This window comes from Owariibacterium komagatae (assembly GCF_045865535.1).
Classification (GTDB): domain Bacteria; phylum Bacillota; class Clostridia; order Oscillospirales; family Ruminococcaceae; genus Ruthenibacterium; species Ruthenibacterium komagatae.
In genome coordinates this window covers 2,086,228-2,107,691 of record NZ_AP031406.1, presented here as the reverse complement: position 1 = coordinate 2,107,691, position 21,464 = coordinate 2,086,228, and the positions used below count along the sequence as shown (strand labels likewise).

At 58.0% G+C, this 21,464-nt stretch carries 19 protein-coding genes; all 19 read right to left on the bottom strand.

Annotated elements, in window-relative coordinates; translation table 11 throughout:
• Window positions 1-18: 18 nt before the first annotated feature.
• Window positions 19-1,674, bottom strand: coding sequence for a peptide ABC transporter substrate-binding protein (locus tag ACKTS9_RS10435; RefSeq protein ID WP_407880643.1), 1,656 nt, complete (start codon window positions 1,672-1,674; stop codon window positions 19-21).
• A 306-nt stretch (window positions 1,675-1,980) separates the two neighbouring features.
• A complete protein-coding gene (locus ACKTS9_RS10430) occupies window positions 1,981-2,766 on the bottom strand; it encodes a hypothetical protein (protein WP_407880641.1) in 786 nt (261 codons plus the stop codon).
• A gap of 107 nt (window positions 2,767-2,873) precedes the next feature.
• Entirely contained in the window at window positions 2,874-4,310 is a 1,437-nt protein-coding gene (locus ACKTS9_RS10425; RefSeq protein ID WP_349217258.1) for a GntP family permease, read from the bottom strand.
• Between the two features lie 75 nt (window positions 4,311-4,385).
• A complete protein-coding gene (locus ACKTS9_RS10420; RefSeq protein ID WP_407880638.1) occupies window positions 4,386-5,258 on the bottom strand; it encodes a sugar phosphate isomerase/epimerase family protein in 873 nt (290 codons plus the stop codon).
• A 12-nt stretch (window positions 5,259-5,270) separates the two neighbouring features.
• The gene (locus tag ACKTS9_RS10415; RefSeq protein ID WP_349217255.1) at window positions 5,271-6,353 is read right to left on the bottom strand and encodes a Gfo/Idh/MocA family protein; all 1,083 of its coding nucleotides are present in this window, start codon (window positions 6,351-6,353) and stop codon (window positions 5,271-5,273) included.
• 11 nt (window positions 6,354-6,364) lie between these two features.
• Entirely contained in the window at window positions 6,365-8,083 is a 1,719-nt protein-coding gene (gene ilvD / locus ACKTS9_RS10410; RefSeq protein WP_349217253.1) for a dihydroxy-acid dehydratase, read from the bottom strand.
• Window positions 8,084-8,343: 260 nt separating this feature from the next.
• Window positions 8,344-9,042, bottom strand: coding sequence for a FadR/GntR family transcriptional regulator (locus tag ACKTS9_RS10405; protein WP_349217252.1), 699 nt, complete (start codon window positions 9,040-9,042; stop codon window positions 8,344-8,346).
• A 91-nt stretch (window positions 9,043-9,133) separates the two neighbouring features.
• The gene (locus ACKTS9_RS10400) at window positions 9,134-10,798 is read right to left on the bottom strand and encodes a peptide ABC transporter substrate-binding protein (RefSeq protein WP_349217251.1); all 1,665 of its coding nucleotides are present in this window, start codon (window positions 10,796-10,798) and stop codon (window positions 9,134-9,136) included.
• Between the two features lie 106 nt (window positions 10,799-10,904).
• On the bottom strand, window positions 10,905-12,563 hold the full coding sequence (locus tag ACKTS9_RS10395; RefSeq protein ID WP_407880634.1) for a peptide ABC transporter substrate-binding protein: 1,659 nt from the start codon (window positions 12,561-12,563) through the stop codon (window positions 10,905-10,907).
• A 357-nt stretch (window positions 12,564-12,920) separates the two neighbouring features.
• Window positions 12,921-13,985: an ABC transporter ATP-binding protein gene (locus tag ACKTS9_RS10390; protein ID WP_349214067.1), complete on the bottom strand. Its 1,065-nt coding sequence runs from the start codon at window positions 13,983-13,985 to the stop codon at window positions 12,921-12,923.
• Window positions 13,985-14,983 carry an ABC transporter ATP-binding protein gene (locus ACKTS9_RS10385; RefSeq protein ID WP_349214066.1) on the bottom strand — a complete coding sequence of 333 codons (999 nt, stop codon included), beginning with the start codon at window positions 14,981-14,983 and terminating at the stop codon, window positions 13,985-13,987. The genes ACKTS9_RS10390 and ACKTS9_RS10385 overlap by 1 nt, the downstream gene beginning before the upstream one ends.
• 16 nt (window positions 14,984-14,999) lie before the next feature.
• Window positions 15,000-16,046, bottom strand: a complete 1,047-nt coding sequence (locus tag ACKTS9_RS10380) for an ABC transporter permease (RefSeq protein ID WP_407880631.1) — start codon at window positions 16,044-16,046, stop codon at window positions 15,000-15,002.
• Between the two features lie 17 nt (window positions 16,047-16,063).
• Window positions 16,064-16,981 carry an ABC transporter permease gene (locus ACKTS9_RS10375; RefSeq protein WP_349214063.1) on the bottom strand — a complete coding sequence of 306 codons (918 nt, stop codon included), beginning with the start codon at window positions 16,979-16,981 and terminating at the stop codon, window positions 16,064-16,066.
• A 355-nt stretch (window positions 16,982-17,336) separates the two neighbouring features.
• Window positions 17,337-17,597 (bottom strand): hypothetical protein, encoded by a 261-nt coding sequence (locus tag ACKTS9_RS10370; RefSeq protein WP_349214061.1) that lies wholly within the window; start codon window positions 17,595-17,597, stop codon window positions 17,337-17,339.
• A 521-nt stretch (window positions 17,598-18,118) separates the two neighbouring features.
• Window positions 18,119-18,592 carry a metallophosphoesterase family protein gene (locus tag ACKTS9_RS10365; RefSeq protein WP_407880626.1) on the bottom strand — a complete coding sequence of 158 codons (474 nt, stop codon included), beginning with the start codon at window positions 18,590-18,592 and terminating at the stop codon, window positions 18,119-18,121.
• Window positions 18,593-18,603: 11 nt separating this feature from the next.
• Complete coding sequence (rsmI, locus tag ACKTS9_RS10360; protein ID WP_407880624.1) at window positions 18,604-19,431, bottom strand: 16S rRNA (cytidine(1402)-2'-O)-methyltransferase; 828 nt, start codon at window positions 19,429-19,431, stop codon at window positions 18,604-18,606.
• The gene (locus ACKTS9_RS10355; protein WP_407880621.1) at window positions 19,428-20,141 is read right to left on the bottom strand and encodes a tRNA1(Val) (adenine(37)-N6)-methyltransferase; all 714 of its coding nucleotides are present in this window, start codon (window positions 20,139-20,141) and stop codon (window positions 19,428-19,430) included. The genes rsmI and ACKTS9_RS10355 overlap by 4 nt, the downstream gene beginning before the upstream one ends.
• Before the next feature lie 69 nt (window positions 20,142-20,210).
• Window positions 20,211-20,381: a DUF362 domain-containing protein gene (locus tag ACKTS9_RS10350; protein WP_349214054.1), complete on the bottom strand. Its 171-nt coding sequence runs from the start codon at window positions 20,379-20,381 to the stop codon at window positions 20,211-20,213.
• Between the two features lie 177 nt (window positions 20,382-20,558).
• Complete coding sequence (locus ACKTS9_RS10345) at window positions 20,559-21,410, bottom strand: stage 0 sporulation family protein (RefSeq protein ID WP_349214052.1); 852 nt, start codon at window positions 21,408-21,410, stop codon at window positions 20,559-20,561.
• Window positions 21,411-21,464: the final 54 nt, after the last annotated feature.

Sequence of the window (21,464 nt, the reverse complement as noted above, 5' to 3'; positions counted from 1 at the left end):
GGGTTCTGTTTTGGAAAATTATTCGGCAATGTCCGCATACTGGAAGTACCAGTAGCCGTACGGAGAGTGCCAGCTGCCGGTGATCTTGTCGCTCTGCAGATAGTAGTCATTGTAGAACGCGACAGGGATCATGCCCGCGTCAGCCATGATGATGTCTTCCGCTTTGTGCAGAGCGGCAAAGCGCTCTTCCACATCGGTGGTGGTGCGGGAGATATCCATCTGTGCATCGTATTCGGCGTTGGAATATTTGCCGTCGTTGTTGCCGTTGCCGGTGTAGAACAGGTCAAACATGGAAGAAGGATCGTTGTAGTCGAAGACCCAGCCGTTGCGGGCGGTGTCGAAGTCGCCGGCGCGGCGGGTAGCGGTCACGCTCTGCCACTCAGCAGTCTTCACTTCCATGGTGATGCCCAGCTCGCCCCAGGCCTTCTGCAGGTACTCGGCCAGCGCTTTGTGATAGCCCTGATCGTTTACCAGGTACTCGATGACCGGGAAGCCTTCGCCGTTGGGATAGCCGGCGTCCGCCATCAGCTGTTTTGCTTTCTCCAGGTTGGCCTCAAAGTCCGCAGGATCGGTGCTGATGTACTCTTCGCCGCCATTGGCATTCTCCATGAAGGAGCTGCCGTCCGCATCGGTGATGCCCGGTCCGATCAGGTTGCCGGCGGGGCTGTAAGTGCCCTGCATGATGGTGTTGGCCACATAATCGCGGTCGATGGCCAGGCTCAGCGCCTCGCGCACGTCACGGTTGTTGAACGGCTCTCTCTGGAGGTTCAGGCTGATATAGTAGGTTCCCAGCAGCGGATCGACATGGAAATCGTCGCGGCCTTCCAGGCTGGCCATTTCCTCGGTGGGAACGGATTTGATCATCAGAGCCTCGCCGGTCTCATAAGCAGAGAGAGCGGCGTTCATGTCTTCGATCAGCAGGCATTTGATGCTGTCCAGCTTGATGGAGTCCGCATCCCAGTAGTTGGGGTTCTTGGTGTAGGTGATGTGGCTGCCCGGCACCCACTCGGTCATCATGAACGCACCGCTGGAAACATAGGTGGAAGGATCAACGGCCCATGCGTCGCCGTTGGCCTCGACCGTCTCCTGCTGCACAGGGCTGGAAGCCACGAAGGAAGCGATTTTGTCAAAATAAGTGCAGGGCTGGCCCAGCTCTACCACAAAGGTGTTCGCGTCCGGTGCGGAAACGCCCAGCTCGCTGGGCTCCATCTCACCCGTGGAGATCTCGTTGAAGTTTTTCACCATGCCCAGAACGGTCTCCGCATAGGGAGCCGCGGTCTCGGGGTCCGCCATGCGCTGCCAGCTGTAGACAAAGTCTTCCGCGTTCAGCTCACTGCCGTCGGACCATTTCAGGCCTTCGCGCAGATGGAAGGTCCAGGTCATGCCGTCTTCGGACTCTTCCCAGCTCTCTGCCAGGGCAGGAACCACGTTCAGGTCCTCGTCCACACCCAGCAGGGTGTCAAAGGCAAACAGAATCATGTTGGCACCGTCGATGGCACTGTTCAGCGCAGGGTCCAGGGTCTCGGGGTCCGGTCCCAGCTGGACAACCAGCTGTTTCTCGCCGGACGTCGCGGCTGCACTGGTGGTGCTGCCGGATGCGCTGGAGCCGCCGCAGGCAGTCAGGCCCAGGCTCAAAGCCAGGACGCAAGCCAACAGAGCTGCTAATTTTTTCATTGGTAACTCCTCCTCTTGCTACTTTCCTTTTTCTCTATCCTCGCCGTTTTAGATGGGAGAGGTGTACTTTCTATTATAGCTTTCATACGCTAAATTGGAAGAGTTTTATTTTGATTGTCACCATTTTGGAACAAAGATTGTATATATTAAACATACAATATCTGAAAATTGTTTCTGATTTCTCTGTTTTTTCTGATAAATTTCACACTTTTTGATGGAACTGTATTTCTATCAGATACAGTTTTTGCAGACGTTTCCCGGCAAACGACAAAAAGCCGTCCCAAAGGACGGCTTTTTGTGTACATTTTATTTTTCGTTCAGCAGAACAGGATAGGCTGTTTTCTGCCCGAAGTTCGATACATACTCCTGCGCACGGGCACATCGTTCTGCGTCTCCGCAGCGGCGGGCAGCCAGCGCCAGGCGGTACTGCACGTCCAACTTGTGAAAAGGCGAGCGGCTGGTTTCAAAATCCTTTTCCAGCGCTTGCAGATTCACACGTTTTCCCCTGTGAATGGCCAGGCACAACTCCAGATAGGCCAGTGTATGGCGCGCTTTTGCAGAAAAATCCTTGCCGCAGGCACCGGAATCCACCAGGCGGCGCAGTTCATCCATACAGCTTTGCGCTTTGTCCGGATTGCCCTGGGCCAGCCAGCAGGTGGCCTGGTTGCCCAGCACAAGGCCTTTTGTCTCCGGTGTTTTCGGGCCGGTGGGAATTTCGTTCAAAATTTCCAGCGCCCGATCGGGCTGCCCGGCGTAAAGCCAGCCATTGGCCAAATGCACCAGCAGCGTGCTGCGCGGCCCGGCGTTCATCGGGGCGTTTTTCAAAGGTTCGGCGGCCGCCAAAAACGCTTTGGGGTCCAACTGCTCATATAAGAGCAACAGGCGGGACTGATACTCCCGGGTGGCGATCATTCTGGCCAGATACAGCGCGATGTTAACTCCCACAAAGGCAGCAAGCGCCGTCAGCAGCAGACGGGTGAACGTATTCTGCCCGGTTCCGGCCCAAAACCAGGTCGCTGCGCCCGCAGCTGCCCCCAGCAGCGCGCCGCCCAGCCAAGCCGCACGGCGGCTTTTTGCAAACGCGTTGATCATGTTTTCTCGCTCCTTCTCGCGCGCTTTGGGAGGCACACTGCGGCCCGGGGAAAATCCCTGGACCGCAAGGGTATGCCGGCAGAGCTGCGCGGTTTTTGTTGCTTTGGTCAGGCCACAACGCCCAACAGCGTGAGCACAGCCAGCATGGCAAACGCCACGATGCCGCCCAGAGCGTTTGTGGTCGTGAAGTATTTCAGGCCCTGCTTGGTGTCAAAGCCGTACAGGGAGGTGAAGATCCAGAAGCCGCTGTTGTTTACGTGCCAGCCCACCATGGAACCGGCGCCGATGGCCAGAGAAGCCACCACCGGGCTCATGCCCAGAACCGGGATCAGCGCGGCCATCAGGCCGGCAGCGGTCATGGACGCAGTGGTCATGGAGCCACAGACCGTCATCAGGATAGCAGCCAGCAGGAAGGGAACCAGAATCGCCGGGAAGTTGGTATTGGCAATGGCATTGCCGATGGTCTGAATGGCCTCGTTCTCACGCAGGATGCCGCCCATTGCGCCGCCCATTGCAGTGATCAGCAGAGCGCTGATGGCAATGTTCAGTGCGCGGCCCACCCAGTTGTTCATGACGATTTCAAACCAGCTGCTCTTTTCCGTCAGCGCGCAGCCGTTGCCGTCCTGATTGGCTTTGTCCACAACCTTTTTCTTGCGGCCGGCCACCAGCAGGCCCACAGCGATAATGCCGCAGAACAAGGCCAGAACAGTGTTTCCGAAGGTATCAAAGAAGGTGTAAGCGCCGCTTCCCTCTTCTGCGAACAGTTTGCCGATGGAACCCACGGCGATCATCACGGCGGGCAGCAGCAGCGGCAGGAAGGAAGCGCCTGCGCTGGGAGTGTTGTCCTCACGGATGAGCAGTGCATCCACGGAAGAGCCCTCTTCCACGGACTCGATGCCCTCGGTGTAGGAAGCCAGCGGCTCAATGTATTCACACTTTGCATAAATGGGAGACAGCACAAAATAGCACACCGCAAGGGAGACCACCGAGCAGACAAGGCCCCACAGGATCACGGTGCCAATGTCAGCGCCCAGCAGCACAGACACCGCCAGGATACCGGGTGTGGGAGGCACCAGGCCGTGGGTCAGCGTCAGGCCCAGGTTGACGAACGGTGCGACCTGCGTCATGCTCATTTTTTTGCGCTTTGCCAAAATGGCGGAAATGGGAGCGTTCAGGATGATGGCAATGTCGCCGAACACGGGGATGCTCATGATGAAGCCCGTCAGCGCCGGAGCCAGTTCCAGACGTTTGCCCTTGAATTTGCGAATGAAGAAGTTGACCATGCTGGTGGCCGCGCCGGTATCACTGATACCGGCCGCAATAACGGCGCCGAAAATAATCATGACGCCGATGCTGCCCAGCGTGGAACCGAAATAGCTTGTGATGGAGCTGAAGGTATCGACCAGGCCCTTGCCGGATGCCAGGCCGCAGAACGTGGCGGTCAGGAACAGCACCATGACCGGATGCATTTTAAACTTCAGCGTCAATACGGTGAGGATGATGATCGCAACGATCAGCATGCCCACAAATGCGAGTGGTGACATAAGATTCCTCCTGATCTGATTGGATTTTTAAGGTTTCGCTTCTCTGCCGGCGGAAAATATCGAAAAAACAACCGATCACAGACAGCCGTTGGCTTCCAGCGCGTGATGCGTGGTGCGCCAGGCGTTCTCGATCACCCATTCCGGCGTTTTCTGCCAGTACTCCGGGCGGAAGGTCTCCACCGAGGCGATGCCCTTGTAGCCCGCGGCTTTCAGCACCTGCAGGAAACCGTCGGTATCCACCGCGCCGGAGCCGCAGAAGCAGCGTTTGTCCTGACCGCGCTGGTCCTCGGGCACATCGTCGGCACTCATCAGGTGCGCGGCGAAAATCTTTTCGGGCTGTACGGTGCCGATGGCCGAAAAATCGTTGCAGCCTCCGTTGAGGAAAATGTTGTACGAATCAAACACAAATCCCACGTTGTCCCGGTCTACCGCACGGACAATGGCGTCCGCCTCGGCAACGCTGCGCACACTGGAACGCTCAAAGCCCACCAGCTCGAAGCACAGGTTCATGTCATAAGGGCGGGCCAGGTCCGAAAGCTTTTTCAGGATACGCACGCAGTTTTCAAAGGTCTCCTCCCGGGTTCCCACAAAGGGTCCGCCCAGCGGGTCGCGCTGAAGCGGCGGCACAATGATGAAGTAATGGCTGCCGATGGCCTTGCCCACTTCGCAGCCCAGCCGAAACTCGGCCAGAAGCGCCGCCTGTTTTTCCGCGTCGTCCCGTTCGCTGAGAAATTCGGGATATAAGTACAGCGCATTGAAGGCATGGGGCCGCAGACGGCTGGTTTTGAAAAACGACGCCAGCTCCTCCACGGTGTGCCGTGTCAGATAATCCGTCAACATATCCAGACGGATCTCAATGCAGTCAAAGCCCGCTTTTTCACACAGTTCCAGGTCTTTTTCCAGAGTGGAACAATCTTTGGCGCAGGCCTCGTTGTACGATACAAGCATGGCCTTTCCTCCTTATTTCAGCGGAAATTTCACAACGCAGTTGTCTTTGGTGCTGCGGTAGATGGCTGTAAACAGCTCCACCGTGCGGCGGCCTTCCCGGGCATCCACCAGAGGCTTCGTGCCCGTCTGCACTGCGTTCAAAAAGTCTTTGATCTGTTCGTTGTGATAATAGTACATGGAGTCCACGCTGTTGAAGAAGTCGCTGTCCGCCTTCTTCCACGCATCCAGCATTTCCGCCTCGCCCGGCACCGTCCACAAGTCGTTGACCGGCGGTTCGGTGATGCTGGACATGCCCGCGATGAACATGGCTCCGCCGTCGGTCTGCACGCCTGCCGCCGCGCCGTTTTCACCGAAGATGTGCACTTTTCCGTACAGGGCAGGGTTCTGGCTGTTGCTGACCACAATGTTGCCCACGCCGCCGTTTTTAAACTTGACCACGGCCACGGCCGTGTCCTCCACTTCAATATAAGGATGGTTGAGGTTTTTCCACACGCCGTACACCTCATCCACCTCGCCCATGTACCACAGCAGCAGGTCCAGCTGATGGGGCGCCTGGTTCACCAGAACACCGCCGCCCTCGCCGTCCCAGGTGCCGCGCCAGGGATCGCTGTTGTAATAGGCCTCGTCCCGCCAGCCAAGCATGGTCACCATGCCCAGCACCGGGCGGCCCAGTTTTCCGTCCTCGATGGCCTGATGGATGCGCATGCAGGGGCGATAGAACCGGCGCTGCACCATGGTTCCCACGGTCACACCGTTGCGGTCCTGCGCCTCGATGATGGCATCGCAGTCCGCCAGGCTGGAAGCCAGCGGCTTTTCCACCAGCACGTTGCAGCCGCAGTTGGCGGCCGTCACGGCCGGATTGGCATGCAGCGGATGCGGCGTGCACACGCTGACCACATCCAGATGCTCCTGGCGGCACATCTGCTCTACATCGGTGTACGCTTTTACACCGTAGCGGGCGGCGAACGCCTCAGCCCGGTCCCGGTTTGCATCGCACACCGCCGTAAACGCGCTGTTGGGCAGGTTGGCATACGCTTTCGCGTGGAAATCGCCCACTTTTCCGCAGCCGATGATTCCTGTTTTCAACTGTTCCATGCTCTCTCTCCTTATTTCATATAGCCGCCCTTCATGGGGCCGACCGCGTGTTCCGAGTAAATTTTCAAAACGCCGCTCTTGTAGCGGGCCGGCTTGGGCTCCCAGGCTGCCCGGCGTTCGGTCAGAATGGCATCCATCTCCTCGGGGGTCTTGCGCTCCCCTTTCACGCCCACAATGGCCAGCACTCGGGCGGGAATATCAATCTGGATCAGGTCGCCCTCTTCCACCAGAGCGATGGGGCCGCCCTCTGCGGCTTCGGGTGAAACATGGCCGATGGCCGGCCCTTTGGACGCGCCGGAGAACCGGCCGTCGGTGATCAGCGCAATGCTCTTGCCCAGCTCCTCGTCGGAAGAGATGGCCTCGGTGGTGTAGAACATCTCCGGCATGCCGCTGCCCTTGGGTCCTTCGTAGCGGATGAACACCGCGTCGCCGGGCCGGATGTCATGGGCCAGCACCGCTGCAATGGCATCCTCCTCGCAGTCAAAGGGACGGGCCCGCAGAACAGCCTGGTGCATCTCGGCGGGAACCACCGAGTGCTTTACCACCGCGCCTTCCGGTGCCAGATTGCCCCGCAGGATGGCGATGGTCCCCTTGTCGCCGATGGGCTGGTCGTAGGAGCGGATAATGTCCTCGCGCTTCAGCCCTGTCTTTTTCAAATAGGACGCGCAGGTCTCGTAATAATCGCTGTTTTTCAAGTCGTCCAGATTTTCACCCAACGTCTTGCCGGTCACGGTCAGGACGTCCAGGTGCAGGATACCACGCAGCTGCTCCATGATGGCAGGCACACCGCCCGCGTAGTACACATACTCGGAAGGCCAGCGTCCGGCAGGGCGAACATCCAGAATGTAATGTGCGTTTTTGTGAATGCGCTCGAAGGTATCCGCGTCGATCTCAATGCCGAACTCATGAGCAATGGCCGGAAGATGCAGAATGGCGTTGGTGGACCCGGAAATGGCCGCATGCACCATAATGGCGTTTTCAAAGCTCTTTTTGGTCACGATGTCCCGGGCAGTCAGCCCCATCTCGGCCAGCTTCATGGCCTGCCGGCCGGCTTTGCGGGCCACATCCCGCAGGTCCTGGCAGGTGGCCGGCAGCAGCGCCGAGCCGGGCAGCGCCAGACCCAAAGCCTCGCTCATCACCTGCATGGTGCCCGCTGTTCCCATGAAGCTGCACGCCCCGCAGGAGGGACAGGCGTTGTGTTTGTAATAGGTCAGCTGCTCTTCGCTGATCTCGCCCCGCTGGCACATGGCGCTGTAGGCGCCGATCTGCTCCAGCGTGAGCAGGTCCGGACCGGCTTCCATGACGCCGCCCGTGACCACCACCGCCGGCAGATTGGTGCGGCCGATGCCCATCAGCAGGCCCGGCAACCCCTTGTCACAGCTGGCGATGAATACACCCGCATCGAACGGCGTCGCGTTGTTGTGAATTTCCACCATATTGGCGATCATGTCCCGGCTGGCCAGAGAATAGTTGATGCCGTCGTGTCCCTGCGCCTGTCCGTCACAGATATCGGTGGAAAAATAGCGTGCAGCTTTTCCCCCTGCTTCGGCCACGCCCTGGCAGGCCAGGTCCACAAATTCCAGCAGATGTGCGCTTCCCGGATGGCTGTCTCCAAAGGTGCTCTCCACCAGAATTTTCGGTTTATCCAGATCGCTGAGCTTCCAACCCATTCCCAGGCGGAGCGGGTCCATCTCCGGAGCCAGCTTTCTTACTTCTTCACTGCGAAACATATACCGTTCTCTCCTTATCATCTGACATCTGACGTCTTATGTCTTTAGGCTTAGAATATCAATGTCCTCGAAAAATGTCAATGCTCCGTTTAAAAAATTGGTTAATGTCACAAAATCGCCATCCCGTTTTTATGAAAACCACAGAAAAAGCGTTCCACTCAGCGGTCTCCCCTACAAAATATGCCCCGGCGCGTGCGGGAATGCACAAATAAAAAAGACGGTCCTGCGCATAAATGCGCAGGACCGTCTGAAAGTTTGTTTTACACATCGTCGGGGATGGCCTCAATGCTCCGCTTGTTATCCACCAGATGCTGCCACATGGCATCGTAAGCAGCCTGCGGGTCCCGGGCGCGGATGGCGTCCACCACCGCCTGATGGGTTTGAATGGTCTCCATTTTCACCTGCTGCCGGGTGATGTCGATGAACAGGGGAATCGCCTCATTCAAAATGGGGATCAGGTTGGGAATGACACTGTTGCGCGTACAGGTGGCGATCAGGGTGTGCAGCTCCCGGTCTTTTTCGCCGTAGTTCTCCCCTGCATAAATCTGGTCACGGATCTCGTCGCACAGTGCCTGCATCTGATCCACCTCTTCCGGGGTGGCGTTTTGGGCAGCCAGCATGGCGATTTTCGGCTCGATCATGAACCGGATCTCGCACAAATCCAGCCCCAGCTTTTTCTTGCCGGGGATAAACTTCAGTCCCAGGGGATCCGCCGCCACGCCGGTCTGTTCGCACACGAACGTACCGTTTCCCCGATGGATCTCCAGCACGTTCTGGCTGACCAGCAGCTTGATGGCCTCCCGCACGGTGCTGCGGCCCACACCCAGGCGCTGAGCCAGCTCATACTCATTGGGCAGCCGGTCTCCGGGTTTGAAGACGCCGTCCACAATCAGCTTTGTAATTTCATCCGCCGCCAGAACCGGCAGCGGCTTGTTGTTCTGTTTGACTTCCCTGAACAAATAACTTCCTCCCCAAACGCCCTCCAGGCTGCAATGCAGCGTGTTCATTATACAATAAAGAGGCGGCGCACGCAAGGCGCCGCCCGGTTTGTCACGCCGCCAGATCCGCGGTGTGGAAGAACCAGTAGCCGGAGGCAGAATGCCACACCCCGGTCAGATCCGGGCTCTGCATCCAGTAGTCGTTGTAGAAAGCCACCGGTACGAAGGGCATGTCCTCCATGAGAATGTCCTCGGCGGCATGCATGGCTGCAAAGCGCTCCTCCACGTCGGTGGTGGTGCGTGCGGTCTCCATGCAGGCATCGTATTCCGGGTTGGAGTACAGGCCGATGTTGTTGCCGTTTTCCGTGCAGAACAGGTTCAGCAGGCAGGAAGGATCGGCATAATCACAGCTCCAGCCCGCGAAGGTCACGTCAAAGTCGCCGCTGAAGTAGGAATCTACCAGGCTCTGCCACTCGGCTTCCCGCACTTCCACCGTGATGCCCAGCTCACCCCAGGCACTTTGGAGATACTCGGCCAGCACTTTGTTGTAGCCGGAGTCCACGATCAGGTATTCCACCACCGGGAAGCCTTCGCCATTGGGATAGCCCGCGTCCGCCAGCAGCTGCCGGGCTTCCTCCAGATTCGCCTGCGCATCCGCGGGATCGGTGCTGATGTACTCTTCGCCGCCATTGGCGTTGTCCTGGAAGGGAGTGACGCCGTCCGCATCGGGAATACCCGGTCCCACCAGGCTGCCCGCCGCGCTGTAGGTATTCTGCATCAGATTTTCCGCCACATAGCTGCGATCCACCGCCAGGCTGAGGGCCCGGCGCACGTCCGCATTGTCAAAAGGCGCCTTCTGCGTCTGGAACACCAGATAATACAGTCCGGTGTTGGGCTCCATGTGGAAATCCGCGTTCTCCCGCAAAGAGGGAATCTCCTCTGTGGGAACGCTGATCACCAGATCCGCCTCGCCGGTTTCATACGAGGCATACGCGGCGTTCTCGTCCGCGGTCAGAAGGAACTTGAGGCCGTCCAGCTTCACCGAATCCGCATCCCAGTAGTGGGGGTTTTTGGCGTAGGTGATATGGCTGCCGGGCACCCATTCCGTCATGGTAAACGCGCCGTTGGACACGTAAGTGGACGGGTCCAGAGCCCAGGCTTCGCCGGCCTCTTCCACCACGGTTTGGCACACAGGCGCCGAGGCGATCACCGAAACCACCTTGTCAAAATAAGAGCAGGGATATTCCAGTTCCACCACAAAGGTGTTCGCGTCCGGGGCCGAAACGCCCAGCTCGGCGGGGTCCATCTCGCCGTAGGAAATGGGTTCAAAATTTTTCACCGCTTCCAGCACGGTGGCAGCATAAGGCGCAGCGGTATTGGGGTCCGCCATGCGCTGCCAGCTGTACACGTAATCCGCGGCGGTCAAATCGCTGCCGTCGGACCATTTCAGGCCCTGGCGCAGATGGAAGGTCCAAGTCATGCCGTCCTCGGACACTTCCCAGCTCTCCGCCTGGCCGGGAACAATCCGTCCCTCCTGGTCCACACGGGTCAGCGCTTCAAAGGAATGCAGCAGCATTTCGGCGCCGTCCACCGTGCTGTTCAGCGCAGGGTCCAGCGAATCCGGATCCGGGCCGAACTGCACCACCGCCTGCTTTTGTGCCGAAGCAGACGCCTGGGCTTCGGATGAAGGCGCGGACGAGGACGATGCCCCGCCGCAAGCGGTCAGGCTCAGGCTCAGCGCCAGAACTGCCGCGATCCATTTCAGATGATGTTTCATGAGATCCCCCTTGAATTTGATAAAATCCTCCATTTTTATTATACCGAAAACTCCCGTCAATGCAAGAAAAAAGCCGCCTCGGAACGAGACGGCTTTGAAAGAAGACTTACTCTACGATATCTGCATACTGGAAGTACCAGTAACCGTACGGAGAGTGCCAGCTGCCGACAACTGCGTCGCTCTGCAGCCAGTAGTCGTTGTAATAAGCCAGAGGAATCATGGCCATGTCATTCATCAGAATGTCCTCGGCGGCATGCAGCGCGGTGAAACGCTCGTTCACATCGTTGGTGCTGCGCGCGATGTCCATCTGTGCGTCAAACTCCGCGTTGGAGTACTGACCGTCGTTGTTGCCGTTGCCCGTGTAGAACAGGTCCAGCAGGGAAGAGGGATCGTTGTAGTCGCAGCTCCAGCCGTTGCGGGCGATGTCGAAATCGCCGGCGCGGCGGGTTGCGGTAACGCTCTGCCACTCAGCCACTTTGACTTCCAGCGTGATGCCCAGTTCTGCCCAGGCGCTCTGCAGGTACTCGGCCACCGCCTGATGATAGCCTGCATCGTTGGTCAGATACTCGATCACAGGGAAGCCCTCGCCGTTGGGATAGCCGGCGTCTGCCAGCAGCTGTTTGGCCTCGGCCAGGTTCGCCTCAAAGTCCGCGGGATCGGTGCTGATATAGGGCTCGCCGCCGTTGGCCACATCTTCAAAGGGAGTGCTGCCGTCCGCATCGGTGATGCCGGGGCCCACCAGGCTGCCGGCCGGCGTATAAGTGCCCTGCATCACGGTGTTGGCCACATAGTCGCGGTCAATGGCCAGGCTCAGCGCCTTGCGCACATTGGGATCGTTCAGGGGCTCTTTCTGGGTCTGCACGCTCAGATAATAGGTGCCCATGATGGTGTCTACATGGAAGTCAGCGCTGTCCTTCAGGCTGGGGATCTCCTCTGTGGGAACGCTCTTGACCATGTGGGCCTCGCCGGTCTCATAAGCAGAGTAAGCGGCGTTTTCGTCCTCGATCAGCAGGAAGCGGATGCTGTCCAGCTTGATGGAGTCCGCATCCCAGTAGTTGGGGTTCTTGGAATAGACAATGTGGCTGCCGGGCACCCACTCGGTCATGTAGAAGGGACCGTTGGAGACGTAAGTGGAAACATCCACTGCCCAGGCGTCGCCGTTGGCTTCCACGACGTCCTTTTTCACAGGAGCGCCGGAGATGAAGGAAGCGATTTTGTCAAAGTAGGTGCAGGGCTGGCCCAGTTCCACCACAAAGGTCTGCGCATCGGGTGCGGAAACGCCCAGCTCGCTGGGGTCCATGGCACCGGTGGTGATCTCGTTGAAGTTCTTCACCATGCCCAGCAAAGTCTCCGCATAGGGAGCTGCGGTGGCGGGGTCCGCCATACGCTGCCAGCTGTAGACAAAGTCCTCAGCGGTCAGATCGCTGCCGTCGGACCATTTCAGGCCCTGACGCAGATGGAAGGTCCAGGTCATACCGTCTTCCGACACGTCCCAGCTCTCCGCCTGGCCGGGAACGACTTCGTTGTTCTCGTTCAGGTTCAGCAGGGTTTCAAAGGAATGGATCAGCATTTCGCCGCCGTCGATGGTGCTGTTCAGCGCGGGGTCCAGGGTCTCGGGGTCGGGACCAACCTGAACCACCAGCTGTTTGCCCTCGCCGGAAGCGGTGCCGTCGGCCGTCGCGCCGGATGTCTCGGAGCCGCCGCAGGCCGTCAGGCCCAGGCTCAGCGCCATGACAACAGCCAGCATGCAAGCCAGTTTCTTCATGGGAGTTCCTCCTGTATCAAATCAAAAATTTGCCTCTTTTGCAGGTGAGGCAAACTTTTTCTATTATACTCGTCCGCGCACGGGATACAAGATTGTTTTCCGATTTGTTACCATTTTGCAATTTTATTCTGCCTTTTGTGCATATCATGCATCTTTTTCCTCATAGAATTTGTGCATTCTTGGATGATTTTCTATATTTTTGTCGTTTAACCGCATTCATTTTTTATATTTTTTGCTGTTGTATCAGCAATATTTCACAAATTGGTCCAGTACAATCCTCCATTGCCCGGGCCCGAAGCGCTTTTTGCATTTTCGGTCAAAAAAACAGCCCCGCACGATGTGTGCGGGGCTGCTGTCTTATTTTACTTTGTCCAGGTGATGGCAGGCAGCGTAATGGCCGGGGCCCACCTCGGTCCACTTGGGCTGTTCCTGTTCGCACAGCTTGTCCGCGAAGGGGCAGCGCGTGCGGAAGTGGCAGCCGGACGGAGGATTCACCGGGCTGGGAACGTCGCCCTCCAGCACAATGCGCTTGGACTGGCGGCTGGTCACAGGGTCGGCGATGGGAATGGCGGAGATCAGGCTGCGGGTATAGGGGTGAACGCTGTGGAAGGTCAGCTCGTAGCTGTCCGCCAGCTCCACCATGCGGCCCAGATACATGACGCCGATCCGGTCGGAGATGTGTTTCACCACGGAGAGGTCATGGGCGATGAACAGATAGGTCAGGCCCTCTTTCTCCTGCAGTTCCTCGAACATGTTGACCACCTGCGCCTGAATGGACACGTCCAGCGCGGAGATGGGCTCGTCGCAGACGATGAATTCCGGATTCACCGCCAGAGCACGGGCAATGCCCACGCGCTGACGCTGGCCGCCGGAGAACTCGTGCGGATAGCGGTTGGCGTGCTCCGAGTTCAGGCCCACGCGCTCCAAAAGCGCAATGATCCGGTCACGGCGATCCTGCTTGCTGGCAGCCAGATGATGAATGTCAATGGCCTCGCCCACAATATCGCCCACGGTCATACGGGGGTCCAGGCTGGCATAGGGGTCCTGGAAAACGATCTGCATTTTGCGGCGGTAGGGCAGCATGTTCACCGCTGTTTTGCGGCCGTATTTCACATTGCCCTTTTCATCCGTCTGCACGGTGCCGTCCTCGTTGTAGAGGGGCACGTCACCGGAATCGAAAATGGTCTCGCCGTCGTAGATGATGCGGCCGGACGTGGGCTCGTACAGACGCAGCAGTGTGCGGCCCGTGGTGGTCTTTCCGCAGCCGGATTCGCCCACAAGGCCCAGGGTCTCGCCCTTGTTCAGATAGAAGGAAACGTCGTCCACCGCTTTGACGACCTTTTTCTCAAAGAACTTGGAACCCGCGACAGGGAAGTACTGCTTCAGGTTCTGCACTTCCACCAGCTTTTTGTTCTGTTCCATCACGCGTTCCCTCCTTTTTCAAACTCTTCTTTCTGCAGCAGCCAGCACGCGCTGTAGTGCACGTCGGAGATATCCGTATAGGCGGGCATCTCCCGCAGGCAGATCTTCATGCAGCTGCCGCAGCGGGGTGCGAAGGGGCAGCCCTTGGGCGGATTGAGCATATCCACGGGCGTTCCCTCGATGGGCACCAGCTTTTTGTGCTCCTTCTCGTTCAGCTTGGGAATGCTGCGCAGAAGGCCGCGGGTGTATTCATGCTTGGGATTGTAGAAAATATCGTCGGTGCTGCCGTACTCGACCACCTTGCCGGCATACATGACGGCAATGCGGTCACACATGGAGGCCACCACGCCCAGATCGTGGGTGATCATGATGATGGCCATGCCCAGCTTCTCTTTCAGATCCATCATCAGCTCCAGGATCTGCGCCTGAATGGTCACGTCCAGCGCCGTGGTGGGCTCGTCCGCAATCAGCAGCTTGGGTTCGCAGGCAAGCGCAATGGCGATCATCACGCGCTGGCGCATGCCGCCGGAAAGCTCGTGGGGATACTGTTTCAGCCGTTTCTCCGGCTCATTGATGCCCACCAGCGTCAGCAGCTCTTTCGCGCGCTCTTTGGCCTGCGCACGGTTTTTATTGGTGTGCAGCAAAATCACTTCGCAGATCTGATTTCCGATGGTGTACACCGGGTTCAGGCTGGTCATGGGGTCCTGGAAAATGATGGACACCTCGTTGCCGCGGATCTTGCGCATCTGTTTCTCGGTCATATCGTTGATGCGGTGGCCGTTGAAGTCCAGCGTGCCGCCGATCAGACGGCCGGGGTAAGCGGTCAGGCCCATCAGGCTGTACGCCGTGACGGACTTGCCGGAACCGGACTCGCCCACGATGCCCAGAACTTCGCCCTCTTTCAGATGAAGAGAGACGTCGTTCAGCGCCTTCACTTCGCCCGCGGGAGTGAAGAAGGAGAGGCGCTCGTTTTGAATGTTTACCAGATATTCGCTCATAAAGCTCTTCCTCTCCTTAGTTCTTCAGTTTCGGGTCGAATGCGTCGCGCAGGCCGTCGCCGAACAGGTTGAAGCTGAGAATGATCAGGCTGATCAGCAGCGCGGGCGCCAGCAGCAGATGCGGATAGGTGCGGAAGCCATTGATGGCGTCCGACGCAAGGGAACCCAGGGACGGCATGGGAACCGCCACGCCGATGCCCAGGAAGGACAGGAAGCTCTCGGTAAAGATCGCGGAAGGAATTTGAAGCGTTGTGGTGACGATCAGCGTGCCGATGCAGTTGGTCAGCAGATGCTTTTTGATGATGCGGCCGTTGGAAGCGCCCAGCGCACGGGCGGCGGTCACGTACTCGCTCTCTTTCAGCATCAGCACCTGGCTGCGGACGATGCGGGCCATGCCCACCCAGTACAGCAGCGCAAACACCACAAAGATACTGATCAGGTTGACACCCAGTTTCTGAATCCATTCAAAGCCGGGCAGGGTAGCCAGCTGCTTCATGGGCTCCTCAAAGGCCACCGCCAGCAAAATAATGATCAAAATATCCGGCACCGTGTAGATAATGTCGGTGATACGCATCATCACCATGTCCACCCAGCCGCCGAAGAAGGCAGACACCGAGCCGTAAATGGAGCCGATGACCAGCACGATGGCCGAGGCCACCAGGCCGACCAGCAGGGAAATGCGGCTTCCCATCATCACGCGGATGGCATAGTCACGGCCCAGCTTGTCCGTGCCCAAGAAGTGGGGGAACACGCTCTCACCGGCATCGATCCGGGCCTGCTCCTGCTCGGAGTACTGCATGGGCGCCAGGCTCTCGGAGTAGCGGATCTGCTGGTCGTAGGTGTAGGGATAAAAGCTGGGGACGATGAAGGAAAACACCATGACCAGAAGAATGATAAACAGGCTGACCATGGCCACTTTGTTTTTTACCAGTCGGCGCAGACCGTCTTTCCAAAAGCTGACGCTCTCGCGCATGACAACGAGACTTTCTTTTTCCTCATTGGAGGCAGGGAGAAAATCCTCGGGCTTCAGTTTGAGCTGCATGCTCAAAGGGTTCTTTTCCATGGAATTTTCTCCTTTCCTTATTTCAGCTGAATGCGGGGATCGACCAGCTTGTACACCAGGTCTACCACCACGTTCATGAAGATGACCAGCGCCGCCAGGAAGATGGTGGTGCCCATGATGATCGTGTAGTCACGGTTCAAAATGGAGCCCACGAACTCGCCGCCCAGGCCGGGGATGGTGAAGATTTTTTCCACCACGAAGGAACCGGTCATGGTGTAAGCCACCATGGGGCCTACATAAGTGACGACCGGCAGCACCGCGTTGCGCAGCGCATGTTTGAACAGGCTCTTGCTCTGAGAAAGGCCCTTGGCGCGGGCGGTGCGCATATAGTCCTGTCCCAGCACGTCCAGCATGGACGAACGCATCAGACGGGCAATGTATGCGGTGGGGTAGAAGGCCAGCGCCACCACGGGCATGATATAGTGCTTCCAGCTGGTCAGGCCCACCACCGGCAGCCACCCTAAATTATACCCGAATATATACATCAGTATGGTACATATGACGAAGCTTGGCACGGCAATGCCGCAGGTGGCGATCACAATGATGATATTGTCCAGCGCTTTGCCGCGGTTCAGCGCAGCAAGGCAGCCCAGAGGGATGCCGATGGCCAGCGCCACCACAATCGCCATGCCGCCGATGCGGGCGGAGACAGGGAACTTCGTGGCGATAATGCTGGACACGGTGCGTCCGCGCTGACGCAGGCTCACGCCCAAATCGCCCTGGATCGCTTTCAGCATATAATTCTTGTACTGAACGGAAACGGGCTGATCCAACCCGTATTTCTCATTCAGAGCGTCCATCGCTGCCTGGCTGACCGCCTTTTCAGCGGAGAAGGGACCGCCGGGGACCATGTTCATCAGAAAGAACGTCATGGTCGCGACCAGGAACAAGGTCAACAGCGCGAAGGCCACTCGTTTTACGATGTATTTCAGCATCGCATTCAACTCCTCTTTCCTTACTTCCTCGTTTTTTGCGGAGAATTTGGCTGTTCTCAAATTGCGGACACAGCAAAAACTCCGTTTCCCCGCAAAAAGAACTCAACAAAAGAAAGACGGTGTTCAAAAACGCCTTTAAACACCATCCTTTTCCGCCTTTGAATCTTTATTCTATCAATTTTAACTTCTTTTGTCAATTTCTGAACATGGATATTTGTCGCCCACACAGAGAAAATGTTGTCAAAGGAAGTGCAAATTCTATCATTTTTGTAAAATTGTAGTTTGTATACGTACAGTTTTATGCAAAAAAGCGGCCTGCCAGATCGGCAGGCCGCTTTTGCATGGTGCTGAAAAATTACTCAGCGACAGACTCGCTCTCCACGGAAGAAGCCTCGGAAGTGGAGTCAGCCTCCACAGAGGAAGCCTCAGAAGCGTCCTCGCTCTCCACAGAAGAAGCCTCGACAGAGGAAGCCTCAACGGAGGAAGCTTCCACAGAAGAAGCCTCGCTGGTGGAGTTCGCAACGGAAGAAGCAGCAGTAGAAGTGCTGTTGCTGCTGCAAGCAGCCAGGCTCAGAGCCATAACCAGAGCAGCAGCCAGAACCATCAATTTTTTCATAAGTATATACCCTCCTAAATGTACGCCGCCGGAATTTCGTCCGCATCTCTATTTTCGGACGAATGTACGCAGGTTTTTCAACCGCTCACAGCGACTGAGAGTCATTATAGCCATGTTCACAGCTTCGTTCAACCCCTTGGGCCAAACCTTTACCGAACTGTATATTTTCCATCACATTTCTTACACATTTCTCGTTGCATTGTACATTTTGCTTTTTTCTTGAAGAAAACATTTGTAGTGTTCAGACAAATTCGACACGCTCTGTACATTCCGCCCGAAAAAGGCCGAAAAAAGGGAATCGCCCCTGTGCCTTGCAGCACAGGGGCGATCGAAGGGGTATCTCTCTTGGTGTGAGGAGGAATCATGTACAGAAACCCGGATTGCGGCTTCCGTGTTTCTGTGATTCTTATTATAGGCAGGAATTGCGTCAGTTATTTGAAGGGGTTATGAACAATCTGTAAATAGTCCTGCGGTTTTTCACCGATTTTTCTCAAAATTGTCGAACCGCCGCGGAAAAGCTGTCAGTCCACCACACCGAAAGCCGCATCCAGTTTTCCGTCTTCCACCGTCAGGATCCCGTAACTGCCGGATCCGCGGTCGCTGGAGATGGAGCCCGGGTTAAACAGGACCAGGGAATTCCACCGCTCCATGCGCGCCCGGTGCGTATGTCCGTACAGCGCCACCTGCGCGCCCATCTGCCGGGCCTGGTCCGCCAGCAGTTCCAGCCCGGTTTTCACACCGTGCAGGTGACCATGGGTATAATAAAAATTCATGCCTCCAAAGGGCACCAGGCCCTCGGCGGGCAGAAAGCTGGCAAAGTCACAGTTGCCCCGCACACAATAGAACCGCCGTTCGGGGTAAGCACCTTCGATGGTCTCCACGTCCCGGGCGCCATCGCCCAGAAACACCACGTCCAGCGCGTCGGGATGGGCGTCCAGCGCCGCGCTCAGCCGACCGGCCTCGCCATGAGAATCGGATAACACCAACAGTTTCATGAACATACTCCTCACTGAATACAGTGTTTATAAATCTCGCTTTTGGAAAAGGGGCTCTTGGCAGCGGCCGCTTTGGCGGCGGCTGTGGCGCTCATTCCTTCCTCCATATACTGGCGGGCCATGGCCACCGCATCCTCCAGGCTCATCTCTTCCGCCGGGCGTTCTGGCGCGCCGGCCAGCACCAGAACAAACTCGCCCCGGGGCAGATTTTCCCGGTACCAGGCTTCGGCTTCACCCACCGTGGTCACACGGATCTCCTCATGAAGCTTGGTCAGTTCCCGGCACACGGTCATGCTCCGGTCCGGCCCGAAGGTATCCAGAAAATCCCGCAGGGTCGTGGGCAGCTTGTGGGGAGCCTCGTAAAAGATCATGGTGCGCGGCTCGTTTTGCAGCTGAGCCAGCCGGTCCTTTTTCTGGCGCCGGTTGGTGGGCAGAAAGCCCTCAAACACAAAACGCCCCGTCACCTGACCGGACACACACAGCGCCGTGACGGCCGCGCTGGCCGCAGGCACCGGGCACACGGGAATGCCTCTGGCATGGGCGTCCCGCACGATGACCTCGCCCGGGTCGGACACCGCAGGCATGCCCGCGTCGGAACAAAGCGCGCAGTTTTCACCGGCCGCGATGCGGTTCAGGATATACTCGCCCCGCTCCTTCAGGTTGTGTTCATAATAGCTGACCAACGGCTTCTTGATTCCCAGATGATTGAGCAGTTTCAACGTGACGCGGGTATCCTCCGCCGCGATAAAATCCACTTCCTCAAAGGTCCGGGCCGCCCGGGGCGTCAAATCGCCCAGGTTCCCGATGGGGGTTGCCACAATGTAAAGGGTGCCGCTCATGGTTTTTCCTCCCTTGTCTGGCCGTATACAGCCAGAATTTCGTCGCTGGGGCTGCGGTCTTCCCGCTGTGTGATGAAAACCGGCGCCACACGCATGCCAGGCGCGCGGTTTTTGTGCCCTTCCAGCAGAAAGAGCGCCGGCTCCCGGTCCGGCCGGGCTGCCACAAACTGAAGGCGTTTGGGCTCGATGCGCACGGCGCGCATGGCGGCAATGGCATCGGCCAGGCGCTCGGGCCGCTGGCACACGCACAGCCGGCCGCCGTCCCGCAGCAATGCGGATGCGGTATGGCACACATCCGCCAGCGTGCAGGTGCGCTCGTGGCGCATATCCGCCCGGGCCGGGTCCGGGCTCTGCCGGCCACCGGTGAAATAAGGGGGATTGCAGCACACCACGTCAAACAGGCCCGCCTCCCGGGGCCGCCAGGAACGCAAGTCGCCCAGAACCGGAACAATGTGCTCGATCCGGCCTTCCGCCAGCGCCTGCTGCAGCAGCGCCAATGCGCCGGCCTGCAGCTCCACCGCATAGCAGGGGCCCCGGTGGCCCCGGTCATGCCAGCGCAGGGGAATGATGCCGCAGCCCGTACCCAGATCGCAGACGCGCTCTGCCCGCCGCACCTTGCAGAAGGCGCTCAGCAGCATGGCGTCCTGCCCAAACCGGTACGCGCCGTCCACAAACACGGCCGTGCCGTTCACAAGACGTTCCGTGTGCACTCCTTCCGCTCCTTTCCGACAAAAAACAAGGCGGGCATCCGCCCGCCTCGTCCTGATTCATATGGGATCTCAGCCCTCGGAAATCGCACCGACCGGGCACTCGCCAGCGCAGGTACCGCAGCTGATGCAGGCGTCCGCGTCGATCACGTATTTGCCGTCACCCTCAGAAATCGCGCTCACGGGGCAAACACCCGCGCAAGTGCCGCAGGATACGCATTCGTCACTGATCTGATAAGCCATACTTCTTCCATCCTTTCCTCCGCGCATGTTCAAGTACGGCCACACCTGCCAAAGCGCGGACGGCACATGCGGCTTTTGTCCCGAAGGACCTGTAGTTTCCTACGTGCTATTATTGTATCATAAAACGCAGATTTTTCAAGGTCTGATTCCCGCACAGAGCACCAAATTTTAGCAGCTTTACACTTCGGGTTCGGGCTCTTCGGGCTGCGGCACGCGCTTTCCGCCCCGCAGATACTGACATTCCGACTTATGGAAGGTCTTGAACACCGTGGTGGAACCCTCCAGCCGCACGCGCAGCGAACCGGCGATGACGTTGACTTCCACCACTGTGCCCTCGCCCTCGGGGGTCTTGACCACGCTGCCCACACCCGGGGTGACGCGGTTCAGATACTCATAGGCGGGCTGCTCGTAAGCCAGGCAGCACATCAGGCGGCCGCAGCTGCCGGAAATTTTTGTGGGGTTCAGGGAAAGGCCCTGTTCTTTGGCCATTTTGATGGAGACCGGCTGAAAATCTTTCAAAAACCGGCTGCAGCAAAAGGGCTGGCCGCAGATGCCAAGGCCGCCCAGCATCTTGCTCTCGTCCCGGACGCCGATCTGCCGCAGTTCGATGCGGGTGCGGAACACGCCCGCCAGATCCTTGACCAGCTCGCGGAAGTCGATGCGGCCGTCCGCCGTGAAATAAAACAGGATCTTCGAACGGTCCAGCGTGTACTCCACGTCCACCAGCTTCATGTCCAGCCCGTGCTTTTGAATGCGCTCGGTGCAAACTTCAAAGGCGTGCTTTTCATCGGCCCGGTTTTTCTCCATCCGGCGCACGTCCACGGCGTCGGCCATGCGGGTCACCGTCTTCAGCGGCTTGACGATGCTGGCATCGGGCACTTCGTGCACGCCCTGCACCACTTCGCCGCACTCGGTGCCCCGGGCAGTCTCCACGATCACGTGGTCGCCCTTGACGATCTCCAGTTCGCCGGGTGCAAAATAATACTGTTTGCCCGCCTGTTTAAAGCGGACGCTGATTACTTTTGTCATAAACGTTCCTTCCGCTGCCGTGGGCGGGGGTGTCAGTGCCGCTGCCTACGGCGC

Excerpts from the sequence above, each read along its gene's own strand:
- ACKTS9_RS10375 (WP_349214063.1), bottom strand. The coding sequence starts at position 16,981 with ATGCTGAAATACATCGTAAAACGAGTGGCCTTCGCGCTGTTGACCTTG.
- ACKTS9_RS10345 (WP_349214052.1), bottom strand. The coding sequence starts at position 21,410 with ATGACAAAAGTAATCAGCGTCCGCTTTAAACAGGCGGGCAAACAGTAT.
- ilvD (WP_349217253.1), bottom strand. The coding sequence starts at position 8,083 with ATGTTTCGCAGTGAAGAAGTAAGAAAGCTGGCTCCGGAGATGGACCCG.
- ACKTS9_RS10395 (WP_407880634.1), bottom strand. The coding sequence starts at position 12,563 with ATGAAGAAACTGGCTTGCATGCTGGCTGTTGTCATGGCGCTGAGCCTG.
- ACKTS9_RS10425 (WP_349217258.1), bottom strand. The coding sequence starts at position 4,310 with ATGTCACCACTCGCATTTGTGGGCATGCTGATCGTTGCGATCATCATC.
- ACKTS9_RS10390 (WP_349214067.1), bottom strand. The coding sequence starts at position 13,985 with ATGGAACAGAACAAAAAGCTGGTGGAAGTGCAGAACCTGAAGCAGTAC.
- ACKTS9_RS10400 (WP_349217251.1), bottom strand. The coding sequence starts at position 10,798 with ATGAAACATCATCTGAAATGGATCGCGGCAGTTCTGGCGCTGAGCCTG.
- ACKTS9_RS10435 (WP_407880643.1), bottom strand. The coding sequence starts at position 1,674 with ATGAAAAAATTAGCAGCTCTGTTGGCTTGCGTCCTGGCTTTGAGCCTG.
- ACKTS9_RS10370 (WP_349214061.1), bottom strand. The coding sequence starts at position 17,597 with ATGAAAAAATTGATGGTTCTGGCTGCTGCTCTGGTTATGGCTCTGAGC.
- ACKTS9_RS10380 (WP_407880631.1), bottom strand. The coding sequence starts at position 16,046 with ATGGAAAAGAACCCTTTGAGCATGCAGCTCAAACTGAAGCCCGAGGAT.
- ACKTS9_RS10430 (WP_407880641.1), bottom strand. The coding sequence starts at position 2,766 with ATGATCAACGCGTTTGCAAAAAGCCGCCGTGCGGCTTGGCTGGGCGGC.
- rsmI (WP_407880624.1), bottom strand. The coding sequence starts at position 19,431 with ATGAGCGGCACCCTTTACATTGTGGCAACCCCCATCGGGAACCTGGGC.
- ACKTS9_RS10350 (WP_349214054.1), bottom strand. The coding sequence starts at position 20,381 with ATGGCTTATCAGATCAGTGACGAATGCGTATCCTGCGGCACTTGCGCG.
- ACKTS9_RS10385 (WP_349214066.1), bottom strand. The coding sequence starts at position 14,983 with ATGAGCGAATATCTGGTAAACATTCAAAACGAGCGCCTCTCCTTCTTC.
- ACKTS9_RS10365 (WP_407880626.1), bottom strand. The coding sequence starts at position 18,592 with ATGAAACTGTTGGTGTTATCCGATTCTCATGGCGAGGCCGGTCGGCTG.
- ACKTS9_RS10420 (WP_407880638.1), bottom strand. The coding sequence starts at position 5,258 with ATGCTTGTATCGTACAACGAGGCCTGCGCCAAAGATTGTTCCACTCTG.
- ACKTS9_RS10415 (WP_349217255.1), bottom strand. The coding sequence starts at position 6,353 with ATGGAACAGTTGAAAACAGGAATCATCGGCTGCGGAAAAGTGGGCGAT.